Source organism: Blastococcus sp. SYSU DS0539, assembly GCF_054050855.1.
This window is the reverse complement of sequence record NZ_JBJHAF010000003.1, coordinates 227,339-253,636: the sequence shown is the minus strand read 5'-3', so window position 1 is coordinate 253,636 and position 26,298 is coordinate 227,339. Positions and strand designations below refer to the sequence as shown.

Genomic DNA, 26,298 nt, shown 5'->3' with positions numbered 1-26,298 from the left:
GGGCGGGGTCAAGTGACGGCACGGCGGAGTGCCTAGGTCGAGCGCCCCCCGCGGTCGGGTCGGAACCCTCGACCACGGTGGGAGCCAGGGCGACCGAGCAGTGCTCGTAGCGCTACCGCAAAGTGCCCCCGTCGCCGCCGGTCAACTGGACCGCCGAGCCACCAAACCCATGGCATAGCGATCCGACGCGCTCGGCCAGCGGCACGGCATCTGCGAGGGAGGTCAGCAGGTGCAGCTCGACGTCTGCGGCGCGCCAGTGCCCTGGCGGGCTCGACGGGGTAGCGGAGATGCCCCCGTGGAGGCTCAGCGGGACATGGCCGTGGCGCGGTGCGTCGCTCGACCCCTTGACCTAGTTAACCGTTGCGAGTCGGGGCTGACGTCCGGACACGGGAAGGGATCGCTTGGCGGCCGGCCGTTTCCGGGCGCGGCGTCAGCAGCCGCCCTCCGCTAGGCGAGTGCCTCCAAGTGCCAATTAAAAGGCATCGCGAGAGATTACTTTGAGTGGCGAAGCGGCCACATGCAGATACTGAACTCAGAAGGCAGTGCAAGGTCCCAATGCTGATCTGTGGACCGCGGATGATCGTCAGTCACACAATCGAGCGCAGCCCTTCCGTCAGGGCGGAACGGCGGTTACCGTTTCCTCGCCGGTTGAACGATGAAGTTCTCGGCGGTAACGGGGGGTTTCATCGCTGGGCGCTCTGAGCCCAGAGCTGGTCTGGGGGTCTTGGCTTGTCCGTGCTCGAGGTTGATGACGCGCTGCTCCATCACGACGTGGAGTCGGTCGGTCGCCGGTGGCTCTGGCTGGCCCCGCGGCTGCGCGGCGAGGGCACGGCCGCTCGCCGCGCCTGGCGCAGCAGTTACGTCCGCCGACTGGTGACCCTCGACGCCCTGAGCGCTTTGATCGCTGCGCTGGTCGGCTCGCTCGTGCCGGATGAGGGCCTCGCGGCGGCACGGGTGGGCCTGCCGTGGTTGGTCCTCGTCCTGCCCATCGTGTGGCTCGGTGCGATGCTCGTCTCCCGCTGCTACGAGGAGCGCTTTCTCTGGCTCGGTTCCGAGGAGTTCCGCAGGGTCTTCGCGGCGGCGATCATCCTGCTCGCCACGGTGGGGACCGTTTCATGGGCTTTCAAGCTCGAGGTCGCCCGTAGTTTTGTCGTCGTCGCGCTTTCGCTGGCCGCCGCGCTCACCCTGGTCCTGCGCCTCTTTCTCCGCCACCGTCTGCACCGGCAGCGCGCGCGGGGCCGGCACGTGCAGACGACCCTCCTGGTCGGCCACCGCAACGGCGTCGCCGCCCTGAGTGAGCAGATGGAGCGCGAGTCTCGCCACGGCTATCGGGTCGTCGGATGCTGCCTGCCACTGGCAAGCGGGGACCGGGACACGTTCGATGGACTGCCGGTGCTCGGGAACCTCGACGAGGTCGTCGACGTCGTCCGCCGCTACGAGGTCGACACCGTCGCAGTCCTCCCGTCGCGCGAACTCGACGGTTCGGCGCTGCGCAGGCTCGGCTGGGACTTGGAGCAGACGGAGGCTGAGCTGTTGCTCGCGCCCGCTGTCACCGAGGTGGCAGGCCCCCGCGTGCAGATCCGGCCCGTGGCCGGCCTGCCGCTCATGCACGTCGAGCGCCCCGAGTTCACCGGTCACCGCCGGATCGTCAAGAGCGTCTTCGACCGGTCCGCGGCCCTGTTCGGCATCCTGTTCCTCTCGCCGGTGCTGGTGGTGTTGGCCCTCGCCGTCAAGCTGACCAGCCGCGGGCCGGTGTTCTACAAGCACGAGCGGATCGGCCTGGGCGGGAAGCCCTTCGAGGTCTACAAGTTCCGCAGCATGGTGCCGGACGCCGACAAGCTCGTCGACACTCTGTTCGAGCAGAGCAACGAGGGCAACGACGTCCAGTTCAAAATGAAGCGGGACCCGCGGGTCACCCGCGTGGGTGCGGTCATGCGCCGGTACTCCCTGGACGAGATCCCGCAGCTGTTCAACGTGCTGAACGGCAGCATGAGCCTCGTCGGCCCTCGCCCGCACGTCACCCGTGAGGTCGAGCAGTACGGGTTTGACATGCGCCGCCGTCTCCTGGTCAAGCCCGGTATCACCGGGCTCTGGCAGGTCAGTGGCCGCTCGGACCTGTCCTGGGACGACTCGGTGCGCATCGACGTCCGGTACGTGGAGAACTGGACGCTGACGTTCGACCTGATGATCCTGTGGAAGACGTTCGGCGCGGTGCTCCGCGGCTCCGGCGCCTACTGACGGCCTGACCGCAGACCTCAAGGCTCATCTCGGGACGGGCGCGTCCGCCCAGTTCGACTGCAACGGCGACTCAGCCGCTCGGCCCTGGCCGAGCGGCTGAGTCGTTTTCCGGCGCTGCGAGACGCGCGCCCGTCCCCCCATGCACGTGGAGGGCGCCGTCCGGCCGCCGCGGTCGCGACCCGGCATAGAGCACGGGCCGGTGGGAGGCGGCGGCCGAACTGGCAGAGGGGCGGTCAGCGAGGGACGTCGGGGAGTGCCTCGTCGGCGAACTCGTCGGCGTTCTGGCCCAGGGAATCGCTGCGCAGATATCCCCACATGCGGTCGGCGGCCACGGGGTCGAGGTAGACGACGCTGGCCGGCCCCTCCATGCCGGTGCCGAGCACGGGCGCGGTGAAGAACTCGACGTCGGCCGGGGTCACCCCGCGCATCGAGTACGCCATGCTCACCAGGTCGGCGTTGCTCAGGGTGTCGTCGACGCTCACCGCGCTGGTGATGGCCAGCATGGCCGCGTCCAGCTTCGGCGGGCTGGTGAAGGTTTCCGAGCTGAACAGCTTGTCGAACATCGCCCGCAGGTATTGCTGCTGCCGCTTCACCCGGTCGAAGTCGCCGCCGGGCAGTCCGTAGCGCTGCCCGAGGTACCACCGTGCCTCGTCACCGTTCAGGTGGTTCATGCCGGCTTCGAAGGTGTACGGGCCGTTCCGCGTCGTCTCCGCCACCACGACGTCCACGCCACCGAGGTCGTCGGTCACCTGGATCAGGCCCTCGAAGTCGATGGCGACGTAGTGGTCTATGCGCACCTCGGTCAGCTGCTCCACCGTCTGGATGAGCAGCGACGGACCGCCGAAGGCATAGCTGGCATTGATCTTGTTCTTGCCGTGACCGGGGATGTCCACCCACGAGTCGCGCGGGATGGAGATCAGCTGGGCGTGCTGCCGGTCGGCCGAGAGTCGGGCGAGCATGATCGCGTCCGAGCGACCGCCGGGGTCGACGCCCTGTGCGCCCTCGCTGCGGGTGTCGGAGCCGACCAGCAGGAAGGTGATCGGCTCCTCCCCGACGCTCTGCTGCGGCGTGGCCGGTGCGGGGCGTGCGCCGTCCTCCAGGTGGGCGAAGACGTCGGAGACGCGATCGATGTTGCCGGCCCACCGGTCGGCGAGGAACCAAGAGCCCCCACCGACGAGCACGACGAGGACGAGGCCCAGGACGCCGAGGCCGATGAGCACCCGGCGCAGGCCACGCCGACGAGGGCGCTCGTCGTCCGTCGCCTCCGCGGAGTGGTCGTCGGGCACGAGGAGTATCGGCGCCGTCTCGTACCCGCGACCGGAGTCGCGTGCGTCCCGCCGGGACGAGTCGTCCTCGTCGCTGCCCATGCCCAGACCCCCGTCAGCCGTCCAATCCGGCCGAGGGTACGGCGGCCCCATGTGCAGCGATGGGAGCCCTGACCCGCGCGGGTGACGTCAGGCCGCTCCGTGTTCCCGCTTCGCCGGTGTGCGTTCGGACGCGGGCACGCCGCCCCGGACCGCGGAGTGGCGGGAGGTCTGCGCCGGCTGGACATGGCCACCGCCGGTGGGCGTTGCGCTCTGGCTTCGCCGAGGTCCGTCGTCCAGAGGAGCGGCGGGGCGGGGGAGCGCCACCTCTCGCGACCGGGGGGGTGCCCCGGCGAACCGTTGCGCGCGCCTGGTCGCGGCCGATTCGGCCTGACTGTCAGCCAGCTGGATGGCCCTGCAGATCGCCAGACCGACGACCAGGGCGACGGCCACCCATACCGTGAGGAAGATCAGCACCGAGCTCATGGGCTTTCCTTGTTGTCGTCGGCTAGAGGCCGGGTCCGACGGGCAGAATTGCCTCTTACTCGTGACCTTGATCACTTGCTTCAAAGGTACCTGCGCAGCCCGGCCTACGGGTCATGGCCGTGCACCGTCGGCGCATCAAAAAGCCTGATGGGTGCTCCGGCGCGGGCCGATGACCGAGTGCACCAGCGCGGCGACGAACTGGAGTCGGACTGCGGGCGGTTAGCGCTTCCGCTCGGGCGGGGGCCCGCTTAGGAGACTCATGCTTCTTTGGTGGACGATCAGGAATGGGAGGTGGTGTTGCTTCGAGCGGCTGAGTCGAGTTCATTGGCGGTCGACGAGTGTGGTCTACCCCAAAACCATCCGGCTGTAATCAAGTGCCCCTAGTCGCTATGCCCAGTATCGGTGTCTGTCGCATTCCGGTACCTTCCCGGCCATGATCGACAGGGGGACGGTCCGCCGGGTTTCTCGTAGCGTGTTCCGAACGTCGCCGTGGCGCACGGCGCTGGCCGTTCGAGCGGCCGGACGGGTGGCCGTCGGTCGGGGCACGCGCTTACTGGGCGCCTGCAACGTGCGCGTCGAGCAGGGGCTACTCAAGCTTGGTACCGGCAGCTACGACCTCGCTGACACCCGCACCCCCGGCCTGGTCAACGTGGAGGGCCAGTTGGTGTGCGACGGGTCGGTGGCCATCGGGCAGGGCGCCCAGTGGCGGATTCATCCCTCGGCGACGGTGCGAGTCGGCGAAGGAACCTACGTCAACACGTTCTCCATCGTCGACGTCGCGGTCGGGCTGACCATCGGCGCCCGCTGCTCGATCGCCTGGCAGGTGCAGTTCATCGACGACGACATGCACTCGCTGACGATCGGCGGTGAGCCGCGGCCCAGGTCCGCACCGATCGTCGTCGGCGACGACGTGTGGATCGGCAGCCGCGTCACCCTGCTCAAGGGCGCCCACATCGCCGACGGCTGCGTGGTCGCCGCCGGGTCCGTGGTGGCCGGCCGGTTCGAGGAGCCGAACTGCTTGATCGGCGGCGCCCCGGCGAAGGTGCTGCGGAAGGAAGTCGCCTGGTCGCAAGACTGAAGCCTGCCTTGCCCGTGCCGATCGGGACGCCACGACCGTCGGCGCTTGCGCGAAGTCGTCGTCGCTGGTCTACGTGTCAGCGTCGTCGAGAGATCCGAAGTGAATTGCGTCCCCCTACCGCTTCGGGACGTGGCCGGCGCCGCCGAGGCTGACCGGGAGGGTGCCGCCGCGCAGCCGCCGCTCCAGCGGCTTCTCGACGACGGTGAAGAGCACGTACGCGCCGGCGATCGAGCCGGCCAGGGCCAGCGTCGTCGCCCCGATCGCCACCGCCACGGTGGTCGGCTCGAGCAGGTAGTCCACGGCCCGGATCACCAACTGGTGGACGAGGTAGAAGGCGAACGACCACTCGCCGAGCTTCACCAGCACCGGGTGCCGGAACACCGACGGGCGGCCGTCGAGATCGGCTTGGGCGGCGGTCGCGATGGTGAGCGCGAACGGGATGAACGGGATGGCCACCCAGATCAGGTACGCGGGAGCGACCACCGCGACGCCGTAGGCGACGGCGACCAGGGCCAGGGCGCCCCAGATGCCGAGGCGGCGGATCCGCCCGCCCTCCTTGATCCACAGCGCGATCAGGATGCCCAGGCCGAACTCCCACAGGCGCTGCACCGGGAAGATGAAGATCGCCCAGTCGGCCACCGTCTCGCCGTGGGTCAGCGGCGCCAGCACGAACGGCGGCACGATGACCAGGACGCAGAGCACCCCGGCGGCCCACCACCGCGCCCGGCGGGACAGCCGCAGCGCCCCGACGATGAGCAGCGGGAACATGGCGTAGAAGAACATCTCGCACGAGATCGACCAGGTGACGCCGTTCCCGGCCCAGTAGATCTCGTTGTCCGGGAACCACGCGTGCAGGCCGACGAACGACGGTGCCATCTGCACCAGGAGCGTCCCGGTCTCCTCCGGGCGGGCCAGCGCGTTCAGCGGGATGAAGGCGATCACCGCGACCCAGTACGCCGGGGCGATCCGGGCGAACCGGCGGCGGTAGAACGGGCCGGGCCGGTCACCGGGGCGGTGCGTCCAGGTGAGCACGAACCCGCTGAGGATGAAGAAGAAGCTCACGCCGGCGGCGCCCGGCTCCAGGTACGGGTCGATCGCCTCCGCGACCGGGGTGAACTCGAACGACGCGATCGAGTGCGAGGCGAACACCAGCAGCGCCGCCACGAAGCGCAGGCCGGTCAACGAGTCGAGCCGGGCCGTCGGCTGCCGGGTCGGGGTCGCGCCGGACGGGTCCGACCCACGACGGGGCGGGAGGGCCGCCGGGCGCTGGGCGCCGCGCTGGCCGTTCGACCGCATCCATGACGTCGCGCTCACGCGGGGCGTCGCCACTCCTACGACCCCCCGGGCGCGCGGAACTCCCCGAGCAGGTCGTGGACGGCGCGCCCGGTGAAGATCATCTGCCCCACGATAAGCGCTGCCGGACGGCAGCGCTTGCCGCTGCGGTCAGGTGCAGGTGAACACTCTGTTGCCGGCTGCGGGCGGTGACGCCGCACGTACGCGCCGCAGCTCGGTACATTCGAGGGGTCCGCCCGTTCCGGGCGGCCCGGCGACGACTGCCGCATGCGGGGTCCGGACGCCGTTCGGGGTGCCGCATCGCCCACCGTCCTGTCGACCTGCGCCGGAGAGGGAAGTGTCGTGACCCGAGGACGCCGCCGGATGCCGCTCGCTCTGGCGGTGACGGCCTCGCTCGTCCTCACGGCGTGCGGCTCGGACGGGCCCGACGACGACGTCGCCACCCCCACCCCCACCTCCGCTCCCGCGGAGCCGACCTCGACGCCGATGGAGACCACCGAGGTCCCGATCTCCGAGCTCGAGCCGGTCCCGACGACGGGACCGCTGTTCTCCACGTCGCCGGCCCCCTCCACCGCCGCGGAGGGGGAGCCCGAGCAGGTGTGGAGCTACGCCGACGGCACCCTCTCGGACTGGAGCGAGGTGCACGCCGCCCGCCCCGAGCAGGTGCGGATCGTCGACGAGCCGGTGCGCCCCGGCTACCGGCACTCCGCCGCGTTCTCGGCCCGCCCGGGCGACTTCACCTTCGGCGTCGACACCACGATCCGCGGCGAGGTGCGCTCCACCGTCGAGGAGGCCGGCGCCCCCGGCGAGGGCGACGTGCAGTGGTACTCGTGGTCCACGTACTTTCCCGAGGACTTCTTCTGGGACGGCCGTAACCAGTTCCTCATCTACACGCAGTGGCACCAGACGGCGAACGAGGGCTCCCCGAACGTCGACCTCTGGGTCACCGCCGGGCCGGAGCCGGAACTGCGGCTGTCGGTGCGCGGCGGGCTGCTGGGCCAGGAAGCCCCGCAGTACACCGCCGTCTACGACCTCGGCCCGCTCGAGAAGGGGGAGTGGCTCGACCACACCGTCCGGATCGAGTGGTCCACCGACCCCGACGAGGGCCGCGTCCAGGTCTGGATCGACGACGAGCAGCGGGTCGACGCCGTCGCGGCCAACCTCTTCGAGGGGCAGAGCGTCTACCTCAAGCAGGGCATCTACGCCGCCAACAACACCCGGCGCGAGCACACGCTCTACTTCAGCGACGTCCTCCGTGGCGACACCGAGGAGAGCGTGGCCCTCGAGCCGGCCGAGGACTGACCGCGCTACTGCGCGGCGGACGCCGGTGAGCCCAGCGGGTTCTTGCCGGTCGGGGCGTCGTCCGGCACGTCGACCGGCCGGCCGCCCTCCGCCGCGTCCGGTGCCGGCGGCTGCGGCACCACCCGGACGGCGACCAGCCAGCTCACCAGCGACATCGTGGCCGCGGCGATGACCAGCCCCGCCATCAGGCCCTCGCGGCCCCAGATCGCGGTGGCGACGACCGGGAGGAACACCGCCACCGGCGTCACGGCCAGGCGCACCCGCAGCGCGGCCTTGGTGTTGCGCGATCCCCGCAGCGCCAGCAGCGCTCCGTGGGTGATGCCGAACAGCACCATCTGCACGCTCACCGCGGCCACCAGCCAGCCCGAGCCCCACGACTCGCCGAACAGCGCCTGCCCGACGCTCTGCGGCAGCAGCACCAGCAGGGAGCCGTAGAGGACTGCGACGCCGGCCAGCGCCAGCGAGGCGAACCGGCCGATCCGCAGCGCCCGGCCCCGGTCGGACTCCACCGCGTTCGCCACCATCGGCAGGCAGATCACGCTCGCGGCGGCGACGGTGATGTTGAGCGGGCCGTTGGCCACCTGGGCGGCCTTCAGCGAACCGAGCAGCGCGGTGCTCGCCACCAGCGGCAGCACGAAGATCGTCAGCTGGCCGGAGCCCGAGGAGAGCGCGAAGTCACCGAGCAGCGGGCCGGACACCGGCCACATCGCCCGCAGCCGCGCCCGCAGGTCCAGCCGCTCGCGGCGCAGCCGGAACGCCAGCAGGCCGATGACGTCGGCCAGCAGGGCGCCGAGGATCCAGAACGCCAGGACGACGGCGGTGCCGGAGATGACGTCGGTCAGCGCGAGGACGGTGGCGACGACCATGACGCCCAGCCACACGCCGTCGAGCAGCACCGGCCGGCCCGGCCGCTGCTCCAGGAAGCCGACGTAGCGCAGCGCGTCCTGCAGCAGCAGGAACGGCAGGCCGAGGAAGAAGACGACCCACGCGATGTCCAGCGGGGTGGCCAGCAGGAGCAGGCCGATCGGGATCCCGACGGCGCCGACCGCCGTCGCCGACACCGCGGCGACGAGGTGGACCGGCGCGCCCTTGAGCACGTTCCGCTGGGTGATCAGCAGCGGATCCAGGACGGCGGCCCGCGTGCCGCCCAGCAGCAGCCAGTAGATGCTGTAGATGATCGCGAACTCGCCGAACACGCTGGCGCTGACGCCGGAGGCGATCGCCACCGACAGCAGCATGTTGCTCGCGCTGGAGATCGCCTGGTCGGCGACGGTGAGCCCCCGGCCGACCAGCTTCCCCCCGCGCAGGGCCCGGCCCAGGCGTCGGGTCACCATGGCGTGGCGCGGAGGGTCAACGGCATCGAGATCGCAGGGCGGGGCTCAGCCGGCGCGGCGGCCGAGCGCCCGGTAGGTCCAGCCCGCCGAGGTCCACGCCGACATGCTGAGGGCGTTGCGCCCGTCGAGCACCCGCTTCTGCCGCACCACGCGCCCGAAGGCCACCGGGTCGAGCTCGCGGTACTGCTTCCACTCGGTCAGCACCAGGACGGCGTCGGCGTTCTGGGCCGCCTCCTCCGCGGTGTCCGCGTACTCCAGCTGCGGCCACAGCCGGCGGCTGTTCTCCACCGCGGCCGGGTCGGTCACCCGGACGACGGCGCCCTGCAGCTGCAGCTGCGCGGCGACGTTGAGCGCCGGCGAGTCGCGGATGTCGTCGCTGTCGGGCTTGAAGGCCGCCCCCAGGACGGCGACCCGCTTGCCCAGCAGCGAGCCGTCGAGCACCTCGCGGGCCAGCTCCACCATGCGGATCCGCCGGCGCATGTTGATGTTGTCGACCTCGCGCAGGAACGTCAGCGCCTGGTCGGCGCCCAGCTCCCCGGCGCGGGCCATGAAGGCGCGGATGTCCTTGGGCAGGCAGCCGCCGCCGAACCCGAGCCCGGCGTTGAGGAACTTGCGGCCGATCCGGTCGTCGTAGCCGATCGCGTCGGCCAGCAGTTTCACGTCCGCGCCGGTGGCCTCGCACAGCTCGGCCATGGCGTTGATGAAGGAGATCTTCGTGGCCAGGAAGGAGTTCGCCGCGGTCTTCACCATCTCGGCGGTGGCGTAGTCGCTCTCCACCTTGGGCGTGCCGCGCTCGACGATCGTGGCGTACACCTCGTCCAGCAGCTTCCGCGCGGTGGCGCCGTCCGGGCCGGCGGGGAGGCCGTAGACCAGCCGGTCGGGGTGCAGGGTGTCCTGGACGGCGAAGCCCTCGCGCAGGAACTCCGGGTTCCAGGCGAGCAGCGCGCCCGGCACCTTCGCCTCGATCAGCTCGGCCAGGCCGGCCGCCGTCCCCACCGGCACGGTGGACTTGCCGACGACGAGCTCGCCGGGCGCCAGGACGTCGAGCAGCGACTCGACCGCCCCCTGCACGTAGCGCATGTCGGCGGCGTACTCGCCCCGCTTCTGCGGGGTGCCGACGCAGACGAAGTGCACGGTCGCGCCGGCCGCGTCGGCGAAGTCGGTGGTGAAGCGCAGCCGCCCGGTGGCCAGCGTGCGGTCCAGCAGCTCCTCGAAGCCCGGCTCGTAGAACGGTGCCCTGGCCTGGGAGAGCGACTCGATCTTCGGGCGGTCGACGTCGATGCCGACGACGTCGTGGCCCAGCTCGGCCATCGATGCGGCATGCACCGCACCGAGGTATCCGCAGCCGATGACCGAGATCTTCACGCAGTGCTCCAGTCGTCCGATCGGGATGGGCGGACAGGTGTTCGGCCCCGGCGTCATCCCGTGCGTCCGCTGCAGGCCCCCGCCATGGTCGTCCACGGACCGGCCGCATGGCCAGCCCAGTTGCTCCGGGACCGCGAGAAGTGTGCCGAGCCGGTGGCCGTTCACCCGTCCGGGTGTGGCGGGCGTCATGCTCCCGGCGCCGTCCGCCCGGGTGGTTGCGGACCCGTGGCATTGTCGGAGGCGCCGGCCGCGTGGAACGCTGTTCGGACCAGCGGGAGCCGTATCGCCGGGCGGACGGCTACGGGGCGGGGAAGGGGCCGTGGTGGGCGAGGCGCTGACCAGGACGGTGCCGCGCACCCTGGTCCTGTGCGCGCTGGCCGTGGTCGGCCTCACCGCCGTGGCGGCGTACCAGCCGGTCCCGGTGCTGCTGCTGGTCATCGGCGGGCCGTTGCTCGTCTGGGGCTCCCAGCACCCGAAGCGCTTCGTGGCGGCCGCCGTCGTGGCCTGCCTGTTCGCCAAGTCGTCGGCCCAAGTCTCCGGCATCGGCGTGCTCGACTTCCTCGACGAGGCGGCGATCGCCGCGTCGGTGGCCGTCTGCCTCGGCCCCCGGCTGCTCCGCGGGCAGTCGATCCGGACCTTCCCCGGGTTCGTCTGGTTCCTCGCGTTCGGCCTGCTGGGCGTCGTCAGCGGCCTCCTCGTCGACGTGCCGCTCGTCGTCCTGGCGTCGGGCACCCTGCTGGCCTCGAAGGGGATCCTGCTGTCCCTGGCCGTGGCGCAGCTGCAGTGGTCGCCCGCCGACGTGCGCCGCATGGCCAAGGGCGGCGTCGCCATCCTGCTGTTCATCATCGCCTGCTCGCTGGTCAACCTGGCCATCCCGCAGACCTGGCAGGCCACGGTCGGCAACATCCCCCAGCTCAGCTACCGCGCGGCGATCCCGTCGCTGATCGGGCCCTTCGTCGAGCCGGGGACGCTGGGCATCATGGCCGCCCTGGGCTTCCTGGCGCTGGTCGCCTGGAACACCACCATGGGCTCCACCCGACTGACCTGGCTGCTGTCGGCCGGCATGGCCCTGGTCGCCGTCCTCTCGTTCCGGCGCAAGACCTGGCTCGGGATGATGGGCAGCTTCCTGTGGCTGAGCTCGCGGGCGGGCCGGTCCGGCGTCTTCGCCACGGCGGTGGCCGCGGTCGCCGGCATCGTCATCGTGTTCTGGTCCACGCTGTTGACCGCGCTGCAGGGCATCGTGGCCACGTACTTCGACCAGTCCGAGGGCACCGCGGCGCGCACGGTGATGACCCGCGACTCCTTCTTCGTCGCCCTCGACTACTTCCCGCTGGGCGCCGGGTTCGGCCGGTTCGGCTCCGACACCGCCTCGGAGTTCTACAGCCCGCTGTACCTCGAGCGCGGCTACCAGTACGTCTGGGGGCTGTCGGAGCGGACGGGCAACGCCCTGTTCCTCACCGACACCATGTGGCCGGCGATCCTCGGGGAGACCGGCATCCTCGGGCTGCTGGTGTACGTCCTCGCCCTCGTCGCCATCTTCCGGCGGCTGCGCCGCCTGTCGTTCGACCAGGAGCCGGTCGCCCGGTGGCTGGGCCTCACCGGGATCGCCTGGATCTTCCAGTACCTGCTCGAGTCCACCGGCAACCCGGTGTTCGTCTCCCCGCCCTCCTACGTCCCGCTCTTCCTGCTGGTGGGGCTGCTGGCGTCGTTCGGGAGCGGGGCGTCCAGGACCGACGGGCCGGCCGTGGACGAGGACCGTCCGGAGGCCGCGCGGGACGAGAGCGGCGGCGCGCGGGTGGCCCCGGTCACCCGGGCCACCGCCGACCGCTGAGACAGCGCACACCAACCGGCGAAAAGTCGCCTCCGAGGACGGGTGCGCCGCCGATTCCCCTTAGGCTTCTGGAATGCCGTCAGAAGGGGATCGATCCGAATCGGCAGGTGGGACGGACGAACTCTCCGCCGCGCTGCGGGGCAAGCGCGCGCTCCTGGTCGCCTCGACGGGCGGTCACCTCGCCCAGATCGTCCGGTGGTCGGAGCGGTTCGACCTGCGCTCCGACTCGGTCTTCGCCACCTTCGACTCCGAGCAGAGCCGGTCGCTGCTGCACGGGCGGAACGTGATCCACCTCGACTACGTGCCGCCGCGCGGGCTCAAGCCCGCCGTCGCCGCCGCCGTCCGGCTGCAGCGGGAGACCCGCCGCGAGCGCTTCGACGTCGTCCTCAGCACCGGGGCCGCGGTCGGCCTCTCCGCCTACGCCATCGGGCAGCTCCGGCGCCTCCCGGTGGTCTACATCGAGAGCGTCTCGCGTTTCGACGGCCCGTCGGCCACCGGCCGCATCCTGGAGAAGCTGCCGCGGATTCAGCGCTACAGCCAGCACGCCGCCTGGGCCGACCGGCCGGGCTGGCGGCTGGGCCCCTCCCTCCTCGACGACTACACCGCCGTCCCGGCGGCCGACCGGGCTCCCCGGACCGGGGAGGGACGCCGCGTCTTCGTCAGCCTCGGCACCATCAAGCCGTTCCGCTTCGACGCGCTGGTCGACGCCGTGCGCGACCAGCTGCGCCCCGGCGACACCGTCACGTGGCAGCTGGGCGTCACCACGCGCGACGACCTGCCCGGGAACGTGAACCAGGAGCTGGAGGCCGAGGAGTTCGACCGCCTGGTGGCCGAGAGCGACGTGTTCATCACCCACTCCGGCGTGGGCACGCTGCTCCGGGCGCTGGAGCTCGGCGTCCGGCCCGTCGTCGTCCCGCGGCTGGCCGCGCGGAACGAGCACGTCGACGACCACCAGGTGCAGGTCGCCCGGGAGCTCGCCGAGCGCGGGCTGGTCCTGCTGCGCAGCCCCGACGAGCTGACGTCGGCGGACCTCGACCCCTCCGACGTCGAGGTCCGCCGATCCGGGGACACGTCCCCGTGACGGGCACGTCGCGGCGCCCGCTGCGCGTGACGCAGATCGGCAACGCGTCGCAGGGGCGCGGCGGCGTCTCCTCCGTGGTGCGCACCATGAACACCTGGGCCGACGAGGACCTCGTCATGCGCGAGTGGCCCACCTACTGGCACGGCGACCGCCGGCGCACCTTCGCCTCGTTCGCCCGCACCGCGCTCAAGGTGCTGGTCAGCCGGGTGCGGCCCACCGACGTCTGGCACTTCCACCTGACCCAGCAGGGCTCCTTCCTCCGCGAGGGCCTGCTGCTGGGGATCGCCCGCCGGCGCGGGATCTGCACCTCCGTCCTCGTCCACGGCTCGCAGTTCGTCGACTTCGTGGAGGGCAACCGGTGGCTGGCCGCCCGCGTGCTGCGCTGGTCGGCGGTCGTCTTCGTGCTGACCGAGCCCGCCGCCGAGGTGCTGCGCTCCCTCGGCGTCGCCACCGTCCGAGTGGACAACGCCGTCCCGATCGCCGACGAGCCGGTCGGCGCCGGCCGCTCCGGCTTCGTCTTCGCCGGCGAGGTCGGGGAGCGCAAGGGCGCCGACGTCCTCCTCGACGCGTGGGCGGCCGCCGGGGTCGACGGCCACCAGCTCGTCCTCTTCGGCGAGCTGGCGCCGCGCTTCCAGCTGCCCGAACCGCTCCCCGAGGGGGTGGTGGTCGAAGGGTCCGTCGCACCCGAGGAGGTGCTCGCCCGGCTGAGAACCGCGGTCGCGCTCGTGCTGCCCAGCCGGGCGGAGGCGATGCCCATGATCATCCTTGAGTCGATGAGCCTGGGCACCCCGGTGATCGCCACCGACGTCGGCCAGATCGCCGAGGTGGTCGACGACACGGGGATGGTCGTCCCGCCGGCCGACGCCGAGGCGCTCGGCACGGCGCTGCGCCGGATGGCCGACTCCCCGGAGCTGGCGCAGCGGCTGGGACGCTCGGCGTGGGACCGGGTCAAGGTCCGGCACTCGAACGAAGTGGTCAAGCGCACCTTCGTGGAGCACTGGGAATCGCGCCTGGCCGACGCCCTTACGGGTGACAGCCGGCTGCCCGACCCGCCGGACACTACCTAGCCTGTCGGGCGTGGCAAGTGCTTGAGTCGGACCGCAGGTGCGCAACCGGCGTTGCGCCGGGGGGGTGGCCCCCTGCAGCCCGGACCTGTGAGCGTCGAACATCGGAGACGAGGAAGTACGTGGACTTCAGAGACACCATCGCGGCATTCCGGGCCGGATGGTTCCTGCCCGTCATCGGGCTGCTCCTGGGCGGAGCGGCCGGGGCCGGCATGGCCATGCTGATGACGCCGACGTACACGTCGTCGACGCAGCTGTTCGTGACGTCGACGGACGCGACCACCACGACCGCCGCCTTCCAGGGCAGCCAGTTCTCGCAGAACCGGGTGGTCTCCTACGTCCAGCTGCTCACCAGCGAGCGGCTGGCCATCGAGGTCATCGAGGCCGGCGGGTTCGACCTCACGCCGGACCAGGTGCAGAACCGGATCGAGGCCTCGGTGGTGCCCGACACGACCGTCCTGGACATCGTGGTCACCGACACCTCGCCCGAGCGGGCACAGGAACTGGCCGCGGCCGTCGCCGCCGAGTTCGCCGCCCTGGTCGACGAGGTCGAGGCGACCACCACGACGCCGACCGACCCCGAGGTCGAGCCGGTGACCACCGTCCCGGTCAAGGTGACCGTGCTGGACAGCCCGGAGGTCCCGGAGGAGCCGACCGACCCGAACCTGTACTCGAACATCGCCGTCGGCCTGCTGATCGGCCTGCTCGTCGGCCTGGCGCTCGCCTACGCCCGGGTGCGGATGGACCGGTCGGTCCGGGACGGCAAGGTCGCCGCCGCCGCGGCCGGTGCGCCGTTGATCGGGACCATCACCCGCGACCGGCACCTGGAGCGCGAGCACGTGCTGGACCGCTGGAGCCGATCGGGGAACGCCGAGAGCTTCCGCCAGCTGCGCACCAACCTGCAGTTCCTCAACGTCGACGAGCCCCCGCGCGTGATCATGGTGTCCAGCGCCGTGGCGGCGGAGGGGAAGAGCACGCTCGCCGCCAACCTCGCCATCACCCTGGCCGAGGGCGGTCACCGGGTGACGCTGGTCGAGGCGGACCTGCGCCACCCGCGGGTGACGAAGTACCTCGGTCTCGTCGACGGAGCCGGGCTGACCAGCATCCTCTCCGGTGCCGCGGAACTCGACGACGTCCTGCAGCCCTACGGGGAGGGCAGGGGCAGCCTCTCCGTCCTCGCGGCCGGGTCCATCCCGCCCAACCCGAGCGAGCTGCTGGCGTCGGTCCAGCTGCGCACCCTGGTCGACCGGCTGCGCGCCGCGAACGACTTCGTCATCGTCGACACGCCTCCGCTGCTGCCGGTCTCCGACGGCAGCGCCGTCGCCGTGGTCATGGACGGCGTGCTGCTCTCGGTCCGCCAGGGGAAGACCCGGCGGGACGAGCTCGAGGAGGCCCGGGCGATCCTGGACCGCGTCGGAGCCCGGACGCTCGGCGTCGTCCTCAACCTCGCGCCGGTGTCGGCCGACCCGGCGCACGCGTACGGCTACCAGGGGGACGCCCCGACCGAGGCCGGTCCGGAGACCGGGTCCGGATCCGCGCCGCCGGCCGAGGCCGGGCGTCCGGCGCAGCCCGGGTCCGCGCCGGCGGCCGAGGCCGGGCGTCCGGCGAAGGCCGAGGAGGCGACCGGACCCGACGGAGCCGCGCCGGCGGCCGGATCCGACGGAGCAGCGCCGGCGGCCGAGCCCACGGGCGCCACCCGGCTGGAGTCGGACGGCCCCCGGCCCATGACCGAGAAGCCGGCGGTCGACCGGTCGCCGGGCGTCACCCGGCCCATCCCCGCCGTCCTGCCCGCGAACGGCGCCGACCCCGCCCGGGACCGCTCGCGCGGGTCGGGTGCGGGGCGGGGCGGATCGACGGGCGAGCCCGCCGGCGACGGCGTCGGCCAGCACTCGTCGACCCCGGCGCAGGGGGACCGGGACGGCCGCTGACCGCCGGGGACTACGCATGTGACGTGGGTCGCTCACGCTCCGTGGTGGAATAGGTCGATTGCGTACGGTTGCATTGCGAACCTGCTTAATCGGTCCGGAGCGGCTAACGTCGGGGGCTGGCGGCTCGAGTGACCGATGCGTCCACCTCGCGTGTACACAGGCGATCACCCTGCGTGTTCACGGTGTGGTGGTCGGCGGATCGTCCGAGTCGCGACCACGACGACGAGACGCACCCAGGGGTTCGGCATCACTCTCCAGATATCTCCCGGCGACATATCTCCCGGCGACACGACCCGCCAGGCGCTCCCGACGCCGCGGAAGACCCGGACCCGGTTCGCCCGGGTCCGTCGTCTGCGTGGTGAGGGCACCGAGGTCCGCCGCGCGTGGCGCTCGGCGTACGTCCGGAGCATCGTCGCCGGGGATGCGGTCTGCGCGGCGCTCGCCGCGACCATCGGCTACTTCGTCCGCTTCGGGACCGAGGTCGACGGCGCGGCGAAGTACTCGCTGTACGCCGCGATGCTCATGCCCGTGCTCTGGCTGGCCGCCATGCACATCGGGCGCACCTACGAGGAGCGCTTCCTCTGGGTGGGTGCCGACGAGTTCCGGCGCGTGCTGGACGCCGCCGCGCTGCTGCTGGCCGTCGTGGCGGTGGTGTCCTGGGGGCTGGACCTCGACGTGGCGCGTGGCTTCGTCGTCGTCGCGCTGCCGCTCGCGACCCTGCTCACGCTGCTGCAGCGCTACGTTCGCCGGCAGCGGCTGCACCGGGCGCGCAGGGGCGGCTCCTTCCAGCAGACCACGGTCATCGTGGGCCACCGTGGCGCGGTGGCCTCGCTGCACGCGCAGCTGGACCGCGCCGCCTACCACGGCTACCGGGTGATCGGCTGCTGCCTGCCCGACGGGAAGGTCGCGGACGGGCCCACCGACTTCGACGGGCTGCCGGTCCTCGGCGGCATCGACGAGGTGCTCGAGGTGGTCCACCGGTACGCGGTCGACACCGTCGCCGTCATGCCCTGCCCGGAGCTGGACGGGCCGGAGCTGCGCCGGCTGGGCTGGGCGCTGGAGGACACCGAGGCCGAGCTGCTGCTCGCCCCCGCCGTCACCGAGGTCGTCGGCCCGCGGGTCGCCATCCGCCCGGTGTGCGGGCTGCCGCTGCTGCACGTCGAGCGGCCGGAGCTGCGCGGCGTGCGCCGGCTCGGCAAGACGGTGGTCGACGCCACCCTGGCCGCCGTGGCGCTGCTGATGACGCTGCCGCTGTTCCTCGGCATCGCGCTGGCGCTGAAGACCACCAGCCGCGGCCCGGTGTTCTACAAGCAGACCCGAGTCGGCCGCGACGGCCAGACCTTCTCCATGCTGAAGTTCCGCAGCATGGTCACCGGCGCCGACCGGATGGTCGACGTGCTCGAGACCGACAACGACGGCAACGGGGTGCTGTACAAGCGCAAGGCCGACCCGCGCGTGACGCGCGTCGGGAAGGTGCTGCGCCGCTACTCCCTCGACGAGCTGCCGCAGCTGTTCAACGTGCTGCGCGGTGACATGAGCCTGGTTGGCCCGCGTCCGCCGCTGCCCAGCGAGACCGAGCGCTACGGCTTCGACATGCGCCGGCGCTTCCTGGTCAAGCCGGGCATCACCGGGCTGTGGCAGATCAGCGGCCGCTCGGACCTCTCCTGGGACGACTCGGTGCGGATCGACGTCCGGTACGTGGAGAACTGGTCGCTGAGCTTCGACATGATGATCCTCTGGAAGACCCTCGGGGCCGTCGTCCGCGGACGCGGCGCCTACTGACCCCCGCGCCGGCCGCTCCGGCCGGCCGCACGTCGCGGGGTCAGCGGGCCGCCGCCCGCCACAGCGCGCGGATGTCGGTGTACATGGTGCGGGCGTCGAACCCGGCCGCCCACGTGTCGTAGGCAGCCTGCGCCATCGTGTCGCGGAGCTCCGCGCTGCCCAGCAGGCGGCGCAGCCGCTCGGTGAGAGCGTCGACGTCCCCGGGCTGCACCAGGAAGCCGTTGACGCCGTCGGTGACCAGCTCCTCCATGGCGCCGACCGGCGTCGTCACGGCGGGGATGCCGCGCGACATCGCCTCGATGACCACCATCGGCAGCCCCTCGGCGTGGCTGGGCAGGGCCAGCAGGTAGGCCTCGCGCAGCAGCTCCTGCGCCCCGGCCCGGGGGAGCAGGCCGGCGTGGGTGACCCGGCCCGGCCGGGCCCGGGCGGCCTCCTCCACCAGCGCGACGACGCGGGGGTCGGCCGGCGCCCCGGCGAGGACCAGTTCCGCGTCGGGGACGGCGTCGAGCCGCTCGAAGGCGCGCAGCAGTTCGGGCACGCCCTTGCCCTCGTCGATCCGGCCGAGCAGGACGACCCGCTTGGTGCGGCCCGCGGGCCACGGGGTCTCCGGCGGTGCGCCGTCGGCCACGCCGTTGTGCACGACGTGGACCCGCGCCGCGGGGACGCCCAGCTCGTCGGTCACCAGCCGGGCCCAGGGCTCGCCCAGCACCACCACGTACGCGGCACGGGCGAAGAACCGCTCGATCCGGCGCCTCGCGGCCGGCGACGTCGTCTCGAGGAACCCCCGGTACCCGGCTCCGTGCAGGTGGATGCCGTAGGGCAGCCGGCGCCGCTCGCACACCGCCGCGATCGCCATCTTCCGCCAGGTGCTCCCGCGGGAGGCGACGTGCAGGTGGGCGACGTCGGCACGCGCCGTGCCGGTGGCGAGGAGGGCGCGGGCGAAGTGGGCGGCCCGCTGCGGGGCCGGGCCGATGCCGCCGGAGTCCAGCACGCGCAGCCGCACGGGTGCGGAGCTGAGCCGGTTCTGGATCCCCAGTTCGGCGACGACGGAGGCCATTCCGCCGGGCTGCCCGCCGGTCGGGCCGACGCTCAGGACCCGGAGCGCCCCGTCGTCGTCGGGGGAGGGGGGGCCGGTTGTCGCATCGCGCATGTCGGGCGTGCTCACCGACCCGCGGCGTCGTCGAGCGCCGGCAGCGTCCACTGCTGGCCGAGCCACGCGTCGAACTCGCGCGGCTCGAACGGCAGCACGCCGCCGCCCGGGTAGGGCGTGTACTCGCTGAACCAGATCGTGCCGTCGACGTAGTAGAGGTCGACGCGCATGAAGTCGAACGGGCGGCCGAGCACCTCCGCCGCGTGGTTCAGCGCAGCCAGGTTCTCCGGGGGCGGGCCCGGCTCCCCGCTGCCCAGCGCGGTCGCCACGTGCAGCGGCTTCCAGTCCGGCGTGTAGAAGGTGCGCGAGTGCTGCTTGGTGAACCGGCCGGTGTCCACCGACACCGCGGCGATCCTGCCGTCGAACACCAGGTACTTGTAGTCGTCGGGCGGCGTCACGCCGTCGCCGATGGCCTCTTCGATGACGTAGAGCGGGCGGGCCTCGCTGTACGCCCACTCCCCGAGCAGGACGCTCTGGTCGTCGCGCAGCCAGGTCCTCGTCGCCGCGATGGTCTCCTCGTCGACCGAATCGGTGGCGCTGCCGAACCGCACGAGGCCGCTGCGGTGGTTGGGCTTGAGCACCCAGGGGCGGCCGAAGACCCGGCCGGCCACCTCGCTCAGGTCGTCGCCGGACCAGAAGGTCTCCGGCACCGACAGGCCGGCCTCCTCCTGGACGAGCGCCGCGTGCTCCTTCATCGCCAGCTTGTCGCACGTCCAGGCGAGCACCGGCCGGCGGTCGTGCATGATGCGCCAGTTGATCTTCTCGCCGAAGGTCTGCGGATCGCGCAGCCGCGGCAGCCGCCCGTGCCCGGCCAGGTACAGGTACCGGCGCCGGGCAGCGAGGGGCAGCAGGCCGGCGATCCTGCGGTGGGCCGGCTGGAGAAGATGTCGGAGGCTCTCGTTGAAGCCGCTCCGGGGCATCGATACCTCTTCCGGTGGGCGACGCGGGCACGCCGGCTGTGTGGAGTCCCGGGCGCGGCAACCGGCGCCGGGTGTCCCGGCGAGCGTAGTACCCGGCGCTCAGGGCGGCGTTTCGTCGTCGCGCAACCACCCCATCGGAGGTGTCGGTCCCAGGGGCGTGCCGACCACACTGGTGCCGTGCCCCCCGACGAGACCGCTCCGACGCCCGTCACCGTCCTGCTGGTGTGCACCGGGAACATCTGCCGGTCGGCCCTGGGGGAGGGGCTGGGGCGCTCCTACCTGCGCGAGGTGCTCGGCCCGGCGGCGGCCGACGTCCAGCTGGCCAGCGCGGGCACCCGCGCGGTCGCCGGCTCGCGCATGCACCCCGACAGCGCCCTGGTGCTGACCGGGTTCGGCGGGGACCCCACCGGTTTCGTCGCCCGGCAGCTCGAGCCGCGGATGATCGCCGAGGCCGATCTCGTGCTCACCCTGACCCGGGACCACCGCCGGGACGTGCTGGGGCTCGTCCCCCGGGCACTGGCGCGCACGTTCACCCTGCGGGAGGCGGCGGACCTGCTGGGCGCCCTCGACGACCCGCGGCCGGCCGGGGAGGGCTTCGCCGGCCGGGTGCGGGCGCTGGTCGCCGCCCTGGCCGCGGCGCGCCCCGGGCGCAGCGGCGGGGGCGACGACGACATCGCCGATCCGATCGGCCGGCCCCTGGAGGGGCACGAGGAGATCGGGCAGGCCGTGGCCGACGCGCTGCTGCCCGTGCTGACCGCGGTGGTGGCGCTGCACCCCGCGGTGGACGGCGCCGAGCTGCCCGACCCGGTCGGGCGCGCCGCGCACGTCGCCCGGGGCGCCGCCCGCGCGACCGACGGCGACGGGACCGGCCGCGATGCTGCGTCGGCGTCGCGGCCCGATCCCGGGAACGGCGCCGCGGAGCCGGGCCGGTCCGCGCGGCGCCCGTTCGGCGTCCTCGGCCGCCGCCGGCGTTCCGCCGGGTCCTAGCGGGAGGCGTACGCCGGGGTTGGCCTTCCCCCGCCCGGAGCCGGAGCCGCGGGGCGATGTGCGCCGATGGCGCGTTCCGTGCCCGGTCGTGCGCCGCGGGCGCACATCGCTGTCAGGGCCTGGTGAGCCCGGGTCCTAGCGGGAGGCGGTCGGGGAGGTCGCCCACGACGCCGGCACGAAGTCGGGCTCGGCCGACGCGGCGGTCGACGCCTGCTGCCGGTCGGCCACCCGGACGGCGCGGCCGATGCCGAGCGCCACGAGCGCGGCCAGCATCGTCCACGTGGTCGCGAGGACCAGCACCCAGCTCATGGGACCTTCCTAGGTGGCTCGCGATCCGGCGCCCGGATCCGACGCGGGCAGATCTCGCCGAAAAATTTGCCGACGGACTGTCGCACGTTCTCGCTGGTCGGCCCGCAGATGCTCGCTGCACCTCGGCTGGAGGCCCCGGAAATTCACCCGAACGTGCTTGGCGTTATGTAACCGTGACGCTACCGTCTGTCGCGTGTCACGAAACGGTCACCGAGAGTGGCGAAGCACCCGGTCCCGCAGGCGCTACCCCCGGCGCCGGCTGACCCAGGTGCTGCTCGCGCTCATCGGGCTTCTTCCCCTCACCTATCCGCTGACCCAGGGCGGGGGGACGGACGTCGTCGCCAGCCAGGGCCCGGTGGAGTCCGTCGCCCACGACTCGGCTGACGCCGGCACGCCGTCCACCCCGGCCGCGCCGCCGGTCGTCGCGGCCCCGACCGAGGTCCCGGCGACCACGGCCGCAGGCGCCCAGGTGCAGGCCCAGACCCAGGCGGAGGAGCCGGCCCCGGTCGCCGGTGCCCGCTCCGGTACGCGCCCGCCCGGCACCGGTACCCCGACCACCGCCCCGGCGGCGCCGAAGCCCACCACCCCGACCAGCACCACGACGACCGCGGCCTCGACCGCCCCGGCGGCCCCGGTTGTGCGCACCGCCACCGCCACCGGCCCGCTCAGCTGGGCGCCGCCCGCGGGCTGGCAGAACTACCCGGTCACCCGCATCACCTCGACGACCTCCGTCACCACCGTGGGCGCCCGGGGTGGGGACGTCCGCATCGAGCTCGACCCGTCCCGCCCGGTCGGGCCGGTCATCATCGCCAACTGCCGGAACGCCGTCATCATGGGCGGGCAGATCAACGTCCTGCCCACCGCGCGGATCGGGACCGACGACCAGCGAGCCATCTACGTGCACAAGTGCACCGGCACCGTGCACGTCGAGGGCGTCCTGATCAACGGCAACGTCAACGGCTCGCAGGCCGACGGCATCGCGGTGAACGCCCCCGAGGCGACCGTGCAGATCCAGAACGTGCGGATGGAGGCCCTGCGCGGCACCTACTCGGTGAACCACGCCGACGTCTTCCAGCCCTGGGGTGGCGTGAAGGAGTACCGGATCGACCGGCTCACCGGCTCGACCAACTACCAGGGCATCCAGGTCCGCCAGGACCTCGGCGCCATCGGCAAGGGCACCATCCGGAACGCCAACGTCGGCAGCTCCGAGGTGAACCCGATCGACCGCGGCGGGCAGTTCATCCGCATCGACTGCAACACCTACCCGCTGGCGCTCGAGAACGTCCACATCAACCCGCGTTCCGGCCGTCCCATGGGCTACAGCGTGTGGCCGCAGACCGACGACCGCAGCTGCCCCGCGAAGATCAGCAACGGCGTCGTCTCGTGGCCGTCGATCGGGAACCTGAGCGGCACCGTGCAGGAGGGCCGGCCGGCCTCGGGCGACTTCGTCCCCGCCGGTTCGGTCGGCCGGGGGTACGTCTCCCCGGGCTACCGCTGACCTCGTCCGACCGCTGACCTCGAGGGGGCGGGCGGCGCGCGACCGCGCGGTGTCCGTCCCCTCGTGCCGTCCGGCTCAGTACGCGCCCCTGCCCTTGACGACGGCGCCGATCGTCCGCCAGAGGATCATCACGTCCAGCATCAGGGACCAGTTCTCCACGTAGTGGATGTCCAGCCGCACGGAGTCGGCCCAGGACAGGTCCGACCGGCCGCTGACCTGCCAGAGCCCGGTCAGGCCGGGCTTCACCACCAGCCGGCGGCTCATCTCCGCCCCGAACTGCTCGACCTCCGACGGCAGCGGCGGGCGGGGCCCGACCAGCGACATCTCCCCGCGCAGGACGTTGACCAGCTGGGGCAGCTCGTCCAGCGAGTAGCGCCGCAGGAACCGGCCCGCCCGCGTCACCCGCGGGTCCCGGCGCATCTTGAACAGCACCCCGTTGCCGTCGCTAACCGTGGCCAGCTGGGCGACGTGCCGCTCGGCGTCGACGTGCATGCTGCGGAACTTGAACATCGGGAAGGTGTGTCCGCCGCGGCCGACCCGCTCCTGGCGGAACAGCACCGGCCCGCGGCTGTCGAGCTTGACGGCGAGGCCGACGGCGACCAGGACCGGCGTCAGCAGCAGCAGGAGCAGGACGGCGCAGGTCCGGTCGAAGCTCTCCTTGGCCAGCCGATGGATCCCGCGCAGCTCCGGGCGCTCCATCTGGAGCAGGGACAGCCCGCAGACCGGGCGCACCCGGATGCGCGGGCCGGCGACCTCGGAGACCGAGGGGGCCAGCAGCAGGTCGGCGCGCGTCTTCTCCAGGTCCCAGCCCAGCCGGCGCAGCGCCGCGCCGTCCAGCTCGGGGGAGGGCAGGACGGCCACCGTGTCCACCTCGTAGCGCTCGACGACGTCGACCACCTCGTCCAGCCCGCCCAGCACCGGCAGGCCCCCGGGGCCGCGGTGGATGCCGGCGTGGGTGGGCAGGCAGCAGCCGACCACGCGGTAGCCCTGGTCGACCTCCCGGTGCAGCTGGTCGCGCAGCGCCGCCACCCCGTTGCGGTGGCCGACGAGCAGCGTCGTCTGCTGGAAGCGGCCGTGTGCCCGCTGGCGGCGCAGCCAGGACCGGTGCGCCTGCCGCTGGACCAGGGTGAGCGCCGTGGCGAGCGGCAGGGCGACGACGACGAAGCCGCGGGCCACCTCCAGCTTCAGGCCCCAGGAGACCGTGCCCACCAGGGCGAGGAGGAGCGCGGCGGCGAAGAACACCCGGCGGAACTCCTCCGGCCCTTCCCAGAGGTAGCGGCTCTCGTAGCTGCGGGCGAGCACCATCGCGAAGATCCAGACGCCCGGCAGGACGAGGGCGATGACCAGCGACGCGGTCGTGACCCCGACCTCCGGCGGGTGGAAGCGGGCCAGCAGACCGGTCCCCGCGCCCACGCTCGCGCAGACGGCGTCCCACACGACGAGGCGGCGGACGTAGGGGCCACGCCATGCGCGGCGGGCGACGGTGCCGGCGCCGCGCAGGCGTTCGGTCTGCGCCAGCGGGCCGGGAGGCGCGGCACGGTGGTGGGTGACGTGCTCGGACGGTAGGGCGTCACTGCTCATCTGGTGCTTCCCTGCGATTGCGAACGAGACCCGGCGCCCGGCGGAAGGAGTCACGACGGGGCGGGACGCTCGTGCGGTGTCACGGACGGTTCGGCGTGCCGATCCGCGGATCGGCGTGGCGGCAGAGGACGGCGGCGCCGACGTCAGTCGGGCCGGGCACCGGGGTGGTCGGCAGCGGCCACGACGGCGGCGTCGTCGCCGCGGGCGATCCGGATCGATCCGGCGAGCGAGGCCGGGAAACCGGCGTCGAGCACGGCGAGCGCAGCGTCCGCGTGGTCGGTGTGGCCGGCGCCGCAGGGGCCGCCGGCGGACGCGGAGGCCGACGCCGGGCCGCCCGGGGTGGTCACGGGGGCCGGGGCGGGCGCCGCCGGGGTCACGGGGTGGCCGGCCGGGCGCACGGGGGGTGCGGGCGGTGCCGGCGGGTCGTCCGCGTCCGGGGTCTCGGTGACGGCCGGGGCGGGAGCCTGCGTGGTCGCGGCACCCGACGGCGGCGGCCCCGCGAGCGTGGCCGCCGGCGCGGCCTCGGGGGCGCAGACGAGCACGGACGGGACGGGCGCGGCCGGGACCTCCGGCGACGGGAGCGCCTCCGGGGCCGCCGTCTGCGGTGCGGTCGTCCCGGGTGCGGTGGCCCCGGGTGCCGTCGTCTCCGGTGCCGGCACCGCCGCGGCGACCGTGGGTGCCGCTGTCGCGAGCTCCGGGGCGGCGGCGTCGGCCGGTGCGGCCTCCGTGGACTCCGGGTCGGCCGGTGCCGCAGGCGGCTCGACGTCGGCGTCGTCCTCCGTCACCGCGTCGGCCCCGACGGCGGTCGCGGTGTCGACGTCGGGGTCGGTGCCGGTAGCGCTTCCGGTTTCGGTTCCCGCGTCGGGCTCGGCCTCGGCGTCGGTCGCGGTGCCGGTATCGATCGCGGTGTCGGTCGCGGTGTCGGCGTCGGGCTCGGTCTCGGGCTCGGCGGGTGCCTCGGTGCCGGCTTCACCGCTCGGCGGCGTGACCGGCAGGAGAGGGGTGTCCTGCGTCTCGTCCTCGGTCGGCGGCGTGCCCGGGGCCGGCGGCTGTGCGGCGGGCGGGACGGCGGGCAGCTCCCCGCGGGGACCGGCGCCGGGTTCGGGGGCGTCGGGCCCCGCGCCGGGGCGCTCCTCGCCGGTGCCGGCCTCGACGCCCGGCCCGAGCGGCGCGGCCGGGTCGGCCGCTCCTGCTCCGGTCCCGGTGCCAGACGTTGTGGTCGCAGAGGTGCCGGACGTCGGGGCGGGGGACGGCCCGGTGTCGGCCCGCGCCGCGGCGCCCGAGACGGCGAGCAGTGCCCAGGCGCCGAGCAGGAGGAGGCCGGTCAGCAGCAGCCGTCGCGCCCACGCCGCACGGCGGTCCGTGTTCCCGGGGAGGGCGCCGGGCGACGGGCGGAGGGCAGGCGCCCCCCACGACGGCACCGCGCTCCGGTCGACGGGCACTGTGCTCCCCCTGTCCTCCTCGCTGGGACGACCTCCGGGTTCGAGTGTGGGAGCGGACGACCGGCCTCGGGTGGCGCGACGGTTAAGTCCGGCAGGACGCGGCTCGGCCTCACTCCGTGTGACCGATCTGACCCGCACCGGTACCGGATGACCGCGTCCGGCACGGGATCGTGGCGCGGGCTGCCCCCTCCGGCGCGGCGGGTCGCGGTCGGTCCACGGCCGGGTGCGTCACCGGCCGGACCACCTCAGCGGACCCGCCCGCCCCAGGAAGCGCCGGCGTCGCACGCGCTGGGACGGAACGGTCAAGTCCCGGCGCCCGGCTGCC

The 26,298-nt window shown here is 73.1% G+C and carries 19 protein-coding genes; 10 read left to right on the top strand and 9 right to left on the bottom strand.

Annotated elements, in window-relative coordinates; translation table 11 throughout:
- The first annotated feature begins 735 nt into the window (after positions 1-735).
- Positions 736-2,238: a sugar transferase gene (locus tag ACI790_RS05510; RefSeq protein WP_456568782.1), complete on the top strand. Its 1,503-nt coding sequence runs from the start codon at positions 736-738 to the stop codon at positions 2,236-2,238.
- A 233-nt stretch (positions 2,239-2,471) separates the two neighbouring features.
- Here ACI790_RS05510 and ACI790_RS05505 read toward each other — a convergent pair whose 3' ends face one another.
- Complete coding sequence (locus tag ACI790_RS05505; RefSeq protein ID WP_456568781.1) at positions 2,472-3,605, bottom strand: LCP family protein; 1,134 nt, start codon at positions 3,603-3,605, stop codon at positions 2,472-2,474.
- Positions 3,606-4,596: 991 nt separating this feature from the next.
- On the opposite strand from ACI790_RS05505, the gene ACI790_RS05500 reads away from it, so the two are divergent.
- The gene (locus ACI790_RS05500) at positions 4,597-5,106 is read left to right on the top strand and encodes an acyltransferase (protein WP_456568780.1); all 510 of its coding nucleotides are present in this window, start codon (positions 4,597-4,599) and stop codon (positions 5,104-5,106) included.
- 114 nt (positions 5,107-5,220) lie between these two features.
- Here the strand turns inward: ACI790_RS05500 and ACI790_RS05495 are convergent, their stop codons facing one another.
- Positions 5,221-6,420: an acyltransferase family protein gene (locus ACI790_RS05495; protein WP_456568779.1), complete on the bottom strand. Its 1,200-nt coding sequence runs from the start codon at positions 6,418-6,420 to the stop codon at positions 5,221-5,223.
- A 342-nt stretch (positions 6,421-6,762) separates the two neighbouring features.
- Here ACI790_RS05495 and ACI790_RS05490 point away from each other — a divergent pair, with 342 nt between their 5' ends.
- Complete coding sequence (locus ACI790_RS05490; protein WP_456568778.1) at positions 6,763-7,701, top strand: heparin lyase I family protein; 939 nt, start codon at positions 6,763-6,765, stop codon at positions 7,699-7,701.
- Between the two features lie 5 nt (positions 7,702-7,706).
- Here the strand turns inward: ACI790_RS05490 and ACI790_RS05485 are convergent, their stop codons facing one another.
- Together ACI790_RS05485 and ACI790_RS05480 are read right to left on the bottom strand one after the other, a co-directional pair.
- Positions 7,707-9,035 (bottom strand): hypothetical protein, encoded by a 1,329-nt coding sequence (locus ACI790_RS05485; RefSeq protein WP_456568777.1) that lies wholly within the window; start codon positions 9,033-9,035, stop codon positions 7,707-7,709.
- Positions 9,036-9,080: 45 nt separating this feature from the next.
- Positions 9,081-10,400 carry a UDP-glucose dehydrogenase family protein gene (locus tag ACI790_RS05480; RefSeq protein ID WP_456568776.1) on the bottom strand — a complete coding sequence of 440 codons (1,320 nt, stop codon included), beginning with the start codon at positions 10,398-10,400 and terminating at the stop codon, positions 9,081-9,083.
- Between the two features lie 322 nt (positions 10,401-10,722).
- Between ACI790_RS05480 and ACI790_RS05475 the strand changes: the two genes are divergently transcribed.
- From ACI790_RS05475 to ACI790_RS05455, 5 genes are all read left to right on the top strand, one after another.
- Entirely contained in the window at positions 10,723-12,231 is a 1,509-nt protein-coding gene (locus tag ACI790_RS05475) for an O-antigen ligase family protein (protein WP_456568775.1), read from the top strand.
- Between the two features lie 73 nt (positions 12,232-12,304).
- On the top strand, positions 12,305-13,312 hold the full coding sequence (locus ACI790_RS05470) for a glycosyltransferase (RefSeq protein WP_456568774.1): 1,008 nt from the start codon (positions 12,305-12,307) through the stop codon (positions 13,310-13,312).
- Positions 13,309-14,379 carry a glycosyltransferase family 4 protein gene (locus tag ACI790_RS05465; protein ID WP_456568773.1) on the top strand — a complete coding sequence of 357 codons (1,071 nt, stop codon included), beginning with the start codon at positions 13,309-13,311 and terminating at the stop codon, positions 14,377-14,379. The genes ACI790_RS05470 and ACI790_RS05465 overlap by 4 nt, the downstream gene beginning before the upstream one ends.
- A gap of 119 nt (positions 14,380-14,498) precedes the next feature.
- Positions 14,499-16,304 (top strand): polysaccharide biosynthesis tyrosine autokinase, encoded by a 1,806-nt coding sequence (locus ACI790_RS05460; RefSeq protein ID WP_456568772.1) that lies wholly within the window; start codon positions 14,499-14,501, stop codon positions 16,302-16,304.
- A gap of 150 nt (positions 16,305-16,454) precedes the next feature.
- On the top strand, positions 16,455-18,086 hold the full coding sequence (locus ACI790_RS05455; protein ID WP_456568771.1) for a sugar transferase: 1,632 nt from the start codon (positions 16,455-16,457) through the stop codon (positions 18,084-18,086).
- 40 nt (positions 18,087-18,126) lie between these two features.
- On the opposite strand, the gene ACI790_RS05450 is transcribed toward ACI790_RS05455, so the two are convergent.
- Together ACI790_RS05450 and ACI790_RS05445 are read right to left on the bottom strand one after the other, a co-directional pair.
- A complete protein-coding gene (locus ACI790_RS05450; protein ID WP_456568770.1) occupies positions 18,127-19,236 on the bottom strand; it encodes a glycosyltransferase family 4 protein in 1,110 nt (369 codons plus the stop codon).
- A gap of 11 nt (positions 19,237-19,247) precedes the next feature.
- Positions 19,248-20,156 carry an ATP-grasp fold amidoligase family protein gene (locus ACI790_RS05445; protein ID WP_456568769.1) on the bottom strand — a complete coding sequence of 303 codons (909 nt, stop codon included), beginning with the start codon at positions 20,154-20,156 and terminating at the stop codon, positions 19,248-19,250.
- A 177-nt stretch (positions 20,157-20,333) separates the two neighbouring features.
- On the opposite strand from ACI790_RS05445, the gene ACI790_RS05440 reads away from it, so the two are divergent.
- On the top strand, positions 20,334-21,143 hold the full coding sequence (locus tag ACI790_RS05440; protein ID WP_456568768.1) for an arsenate reductase/protein-tyrosine-phosphatase family protein: 810 nt from the start codon (positions 20,334-20,336) through the stop codon (positions 21,141-21,143).
- A gap of 135 nt (positions 21,144-21,278) precedes the next feature.
- On the opposite strand, the gene ACI790_RS05435 is transcribed toward ACI790_RS05440, so the two are convergent.
- Positions 21,279-21,452, bottom strand: coding sequence for a hypothetical protein (locus ACI790_RS05435; protein WP_456568767.1), 174 nt, complete (start codon positions 21,450-21,452; stop codon positions 21,279-21,281).
- A gap of 193 nt (positions 21,453-21,645) precedes the next feature.
- Here ACI790_RS05435 and ACI790_RS05430 point away from each other — a divergent pair, with 193 nt between their 5' ends.
- Positions 21,646-22,950 (top strand): hypothetical protein, encoded by a 1,305-nt coding sequence (locus tag ACI790_RS05430; protein WP_456568766.1) that lies wholly within the window; start codon positions 21,646-21,648, stop codon positions 22,948-22,950.
- 75 nt (positions 22,951-23,025) lie between these two features.
- On the opposite strand, the gene ACI790_RS05425 is transcribed toward ACI790_RS05430, so the two are convergent.
- On the bottom strand, positions 23,026-24,531 hold the full coding sequence (locus ACI790_RS05425) for a sugar transferase (protein WP_456568765.1): 1,506 nt from the start codon (positions 24,529-24,531) through the stop codon (positions 23,026-23,028).
- A 143-nt stretch (positions 24,532-24,674) separates the two neighbouring features.
- On the bottom strand, positions 24,675-25,973 hold the full coding sequence (locus tag ACI790_RS05420; RefSeq protein WP_456568764.1) for a hypothetical protein: 1,299 nt from the start codon (positions 25,971-25,973) through the stop codon (positions 24,675-24,677).
- Positions 25,974-26,298: the final 325 nt, after the last annotated feature.

Excerpts from the sequence above, each read along its gene's own strand:
- ACI790_RS05505 (WP_456568781.1), bottom strand. The coding sequence starts at position 3,605 with ATGGGCAGCGACGAGGACGACTCGTCCCGGCGGGACGCACGCGACTCC.
- ACI790_RS05490 (WP_456568778.1), top strand. The coding sequence starts at position 6,763 with ATGCCGCTCGCTCTGGCGGTGACGGCCTCGCTCGTCCTCACGGCGTGC.
- ACI790_RS05485 (WP_456568777.1), bottom strand. The coding sequence starts at position 9,035 with ATGGTGACCCGACGCCTGGGCCGGGCCCTGCGCGGGGGGAAGCTGGTC.
- ACI790_RS05470 (WP_456568774.1), top strand. The coding sequence starts at position 12,305 with ATGCCGTCAGAAGGGGATCGATCCGAATCGGCAGGTGGGACGGACGAA.
- ACI790_RS05450 (WP_456568770.1), bottom strand. The coding sequence starts at position 19,236 with ATGCGCGATGCGACAACCGGCCCCCCCTCCCCCGACGACGACGGGGCG.
- ACI790_RS05445 (WP_456568769.1), bottom strand. The coding sequence starts at position 20,156 with ATGCCCCGGAGCGGCTTCAACGAGAGCCTCCGACATCTTCTCCAGCCG.
- ACI790_RS05435 (WP_456568767.1), bottom strand. The coding sequence starts at position 21,452 with ATGAGCTGGGTGCTGGTCCTCGCGACCACGTGGACGATGCTGGCCGCG.
- ACI790_RS05425 (WP_456568765.1), bottom strand. The coding sequence starts at position 24,531 with ATGAGCAGTGACGCCCTACCGTCCGAGCACGTCACCCACCACCGTGCC.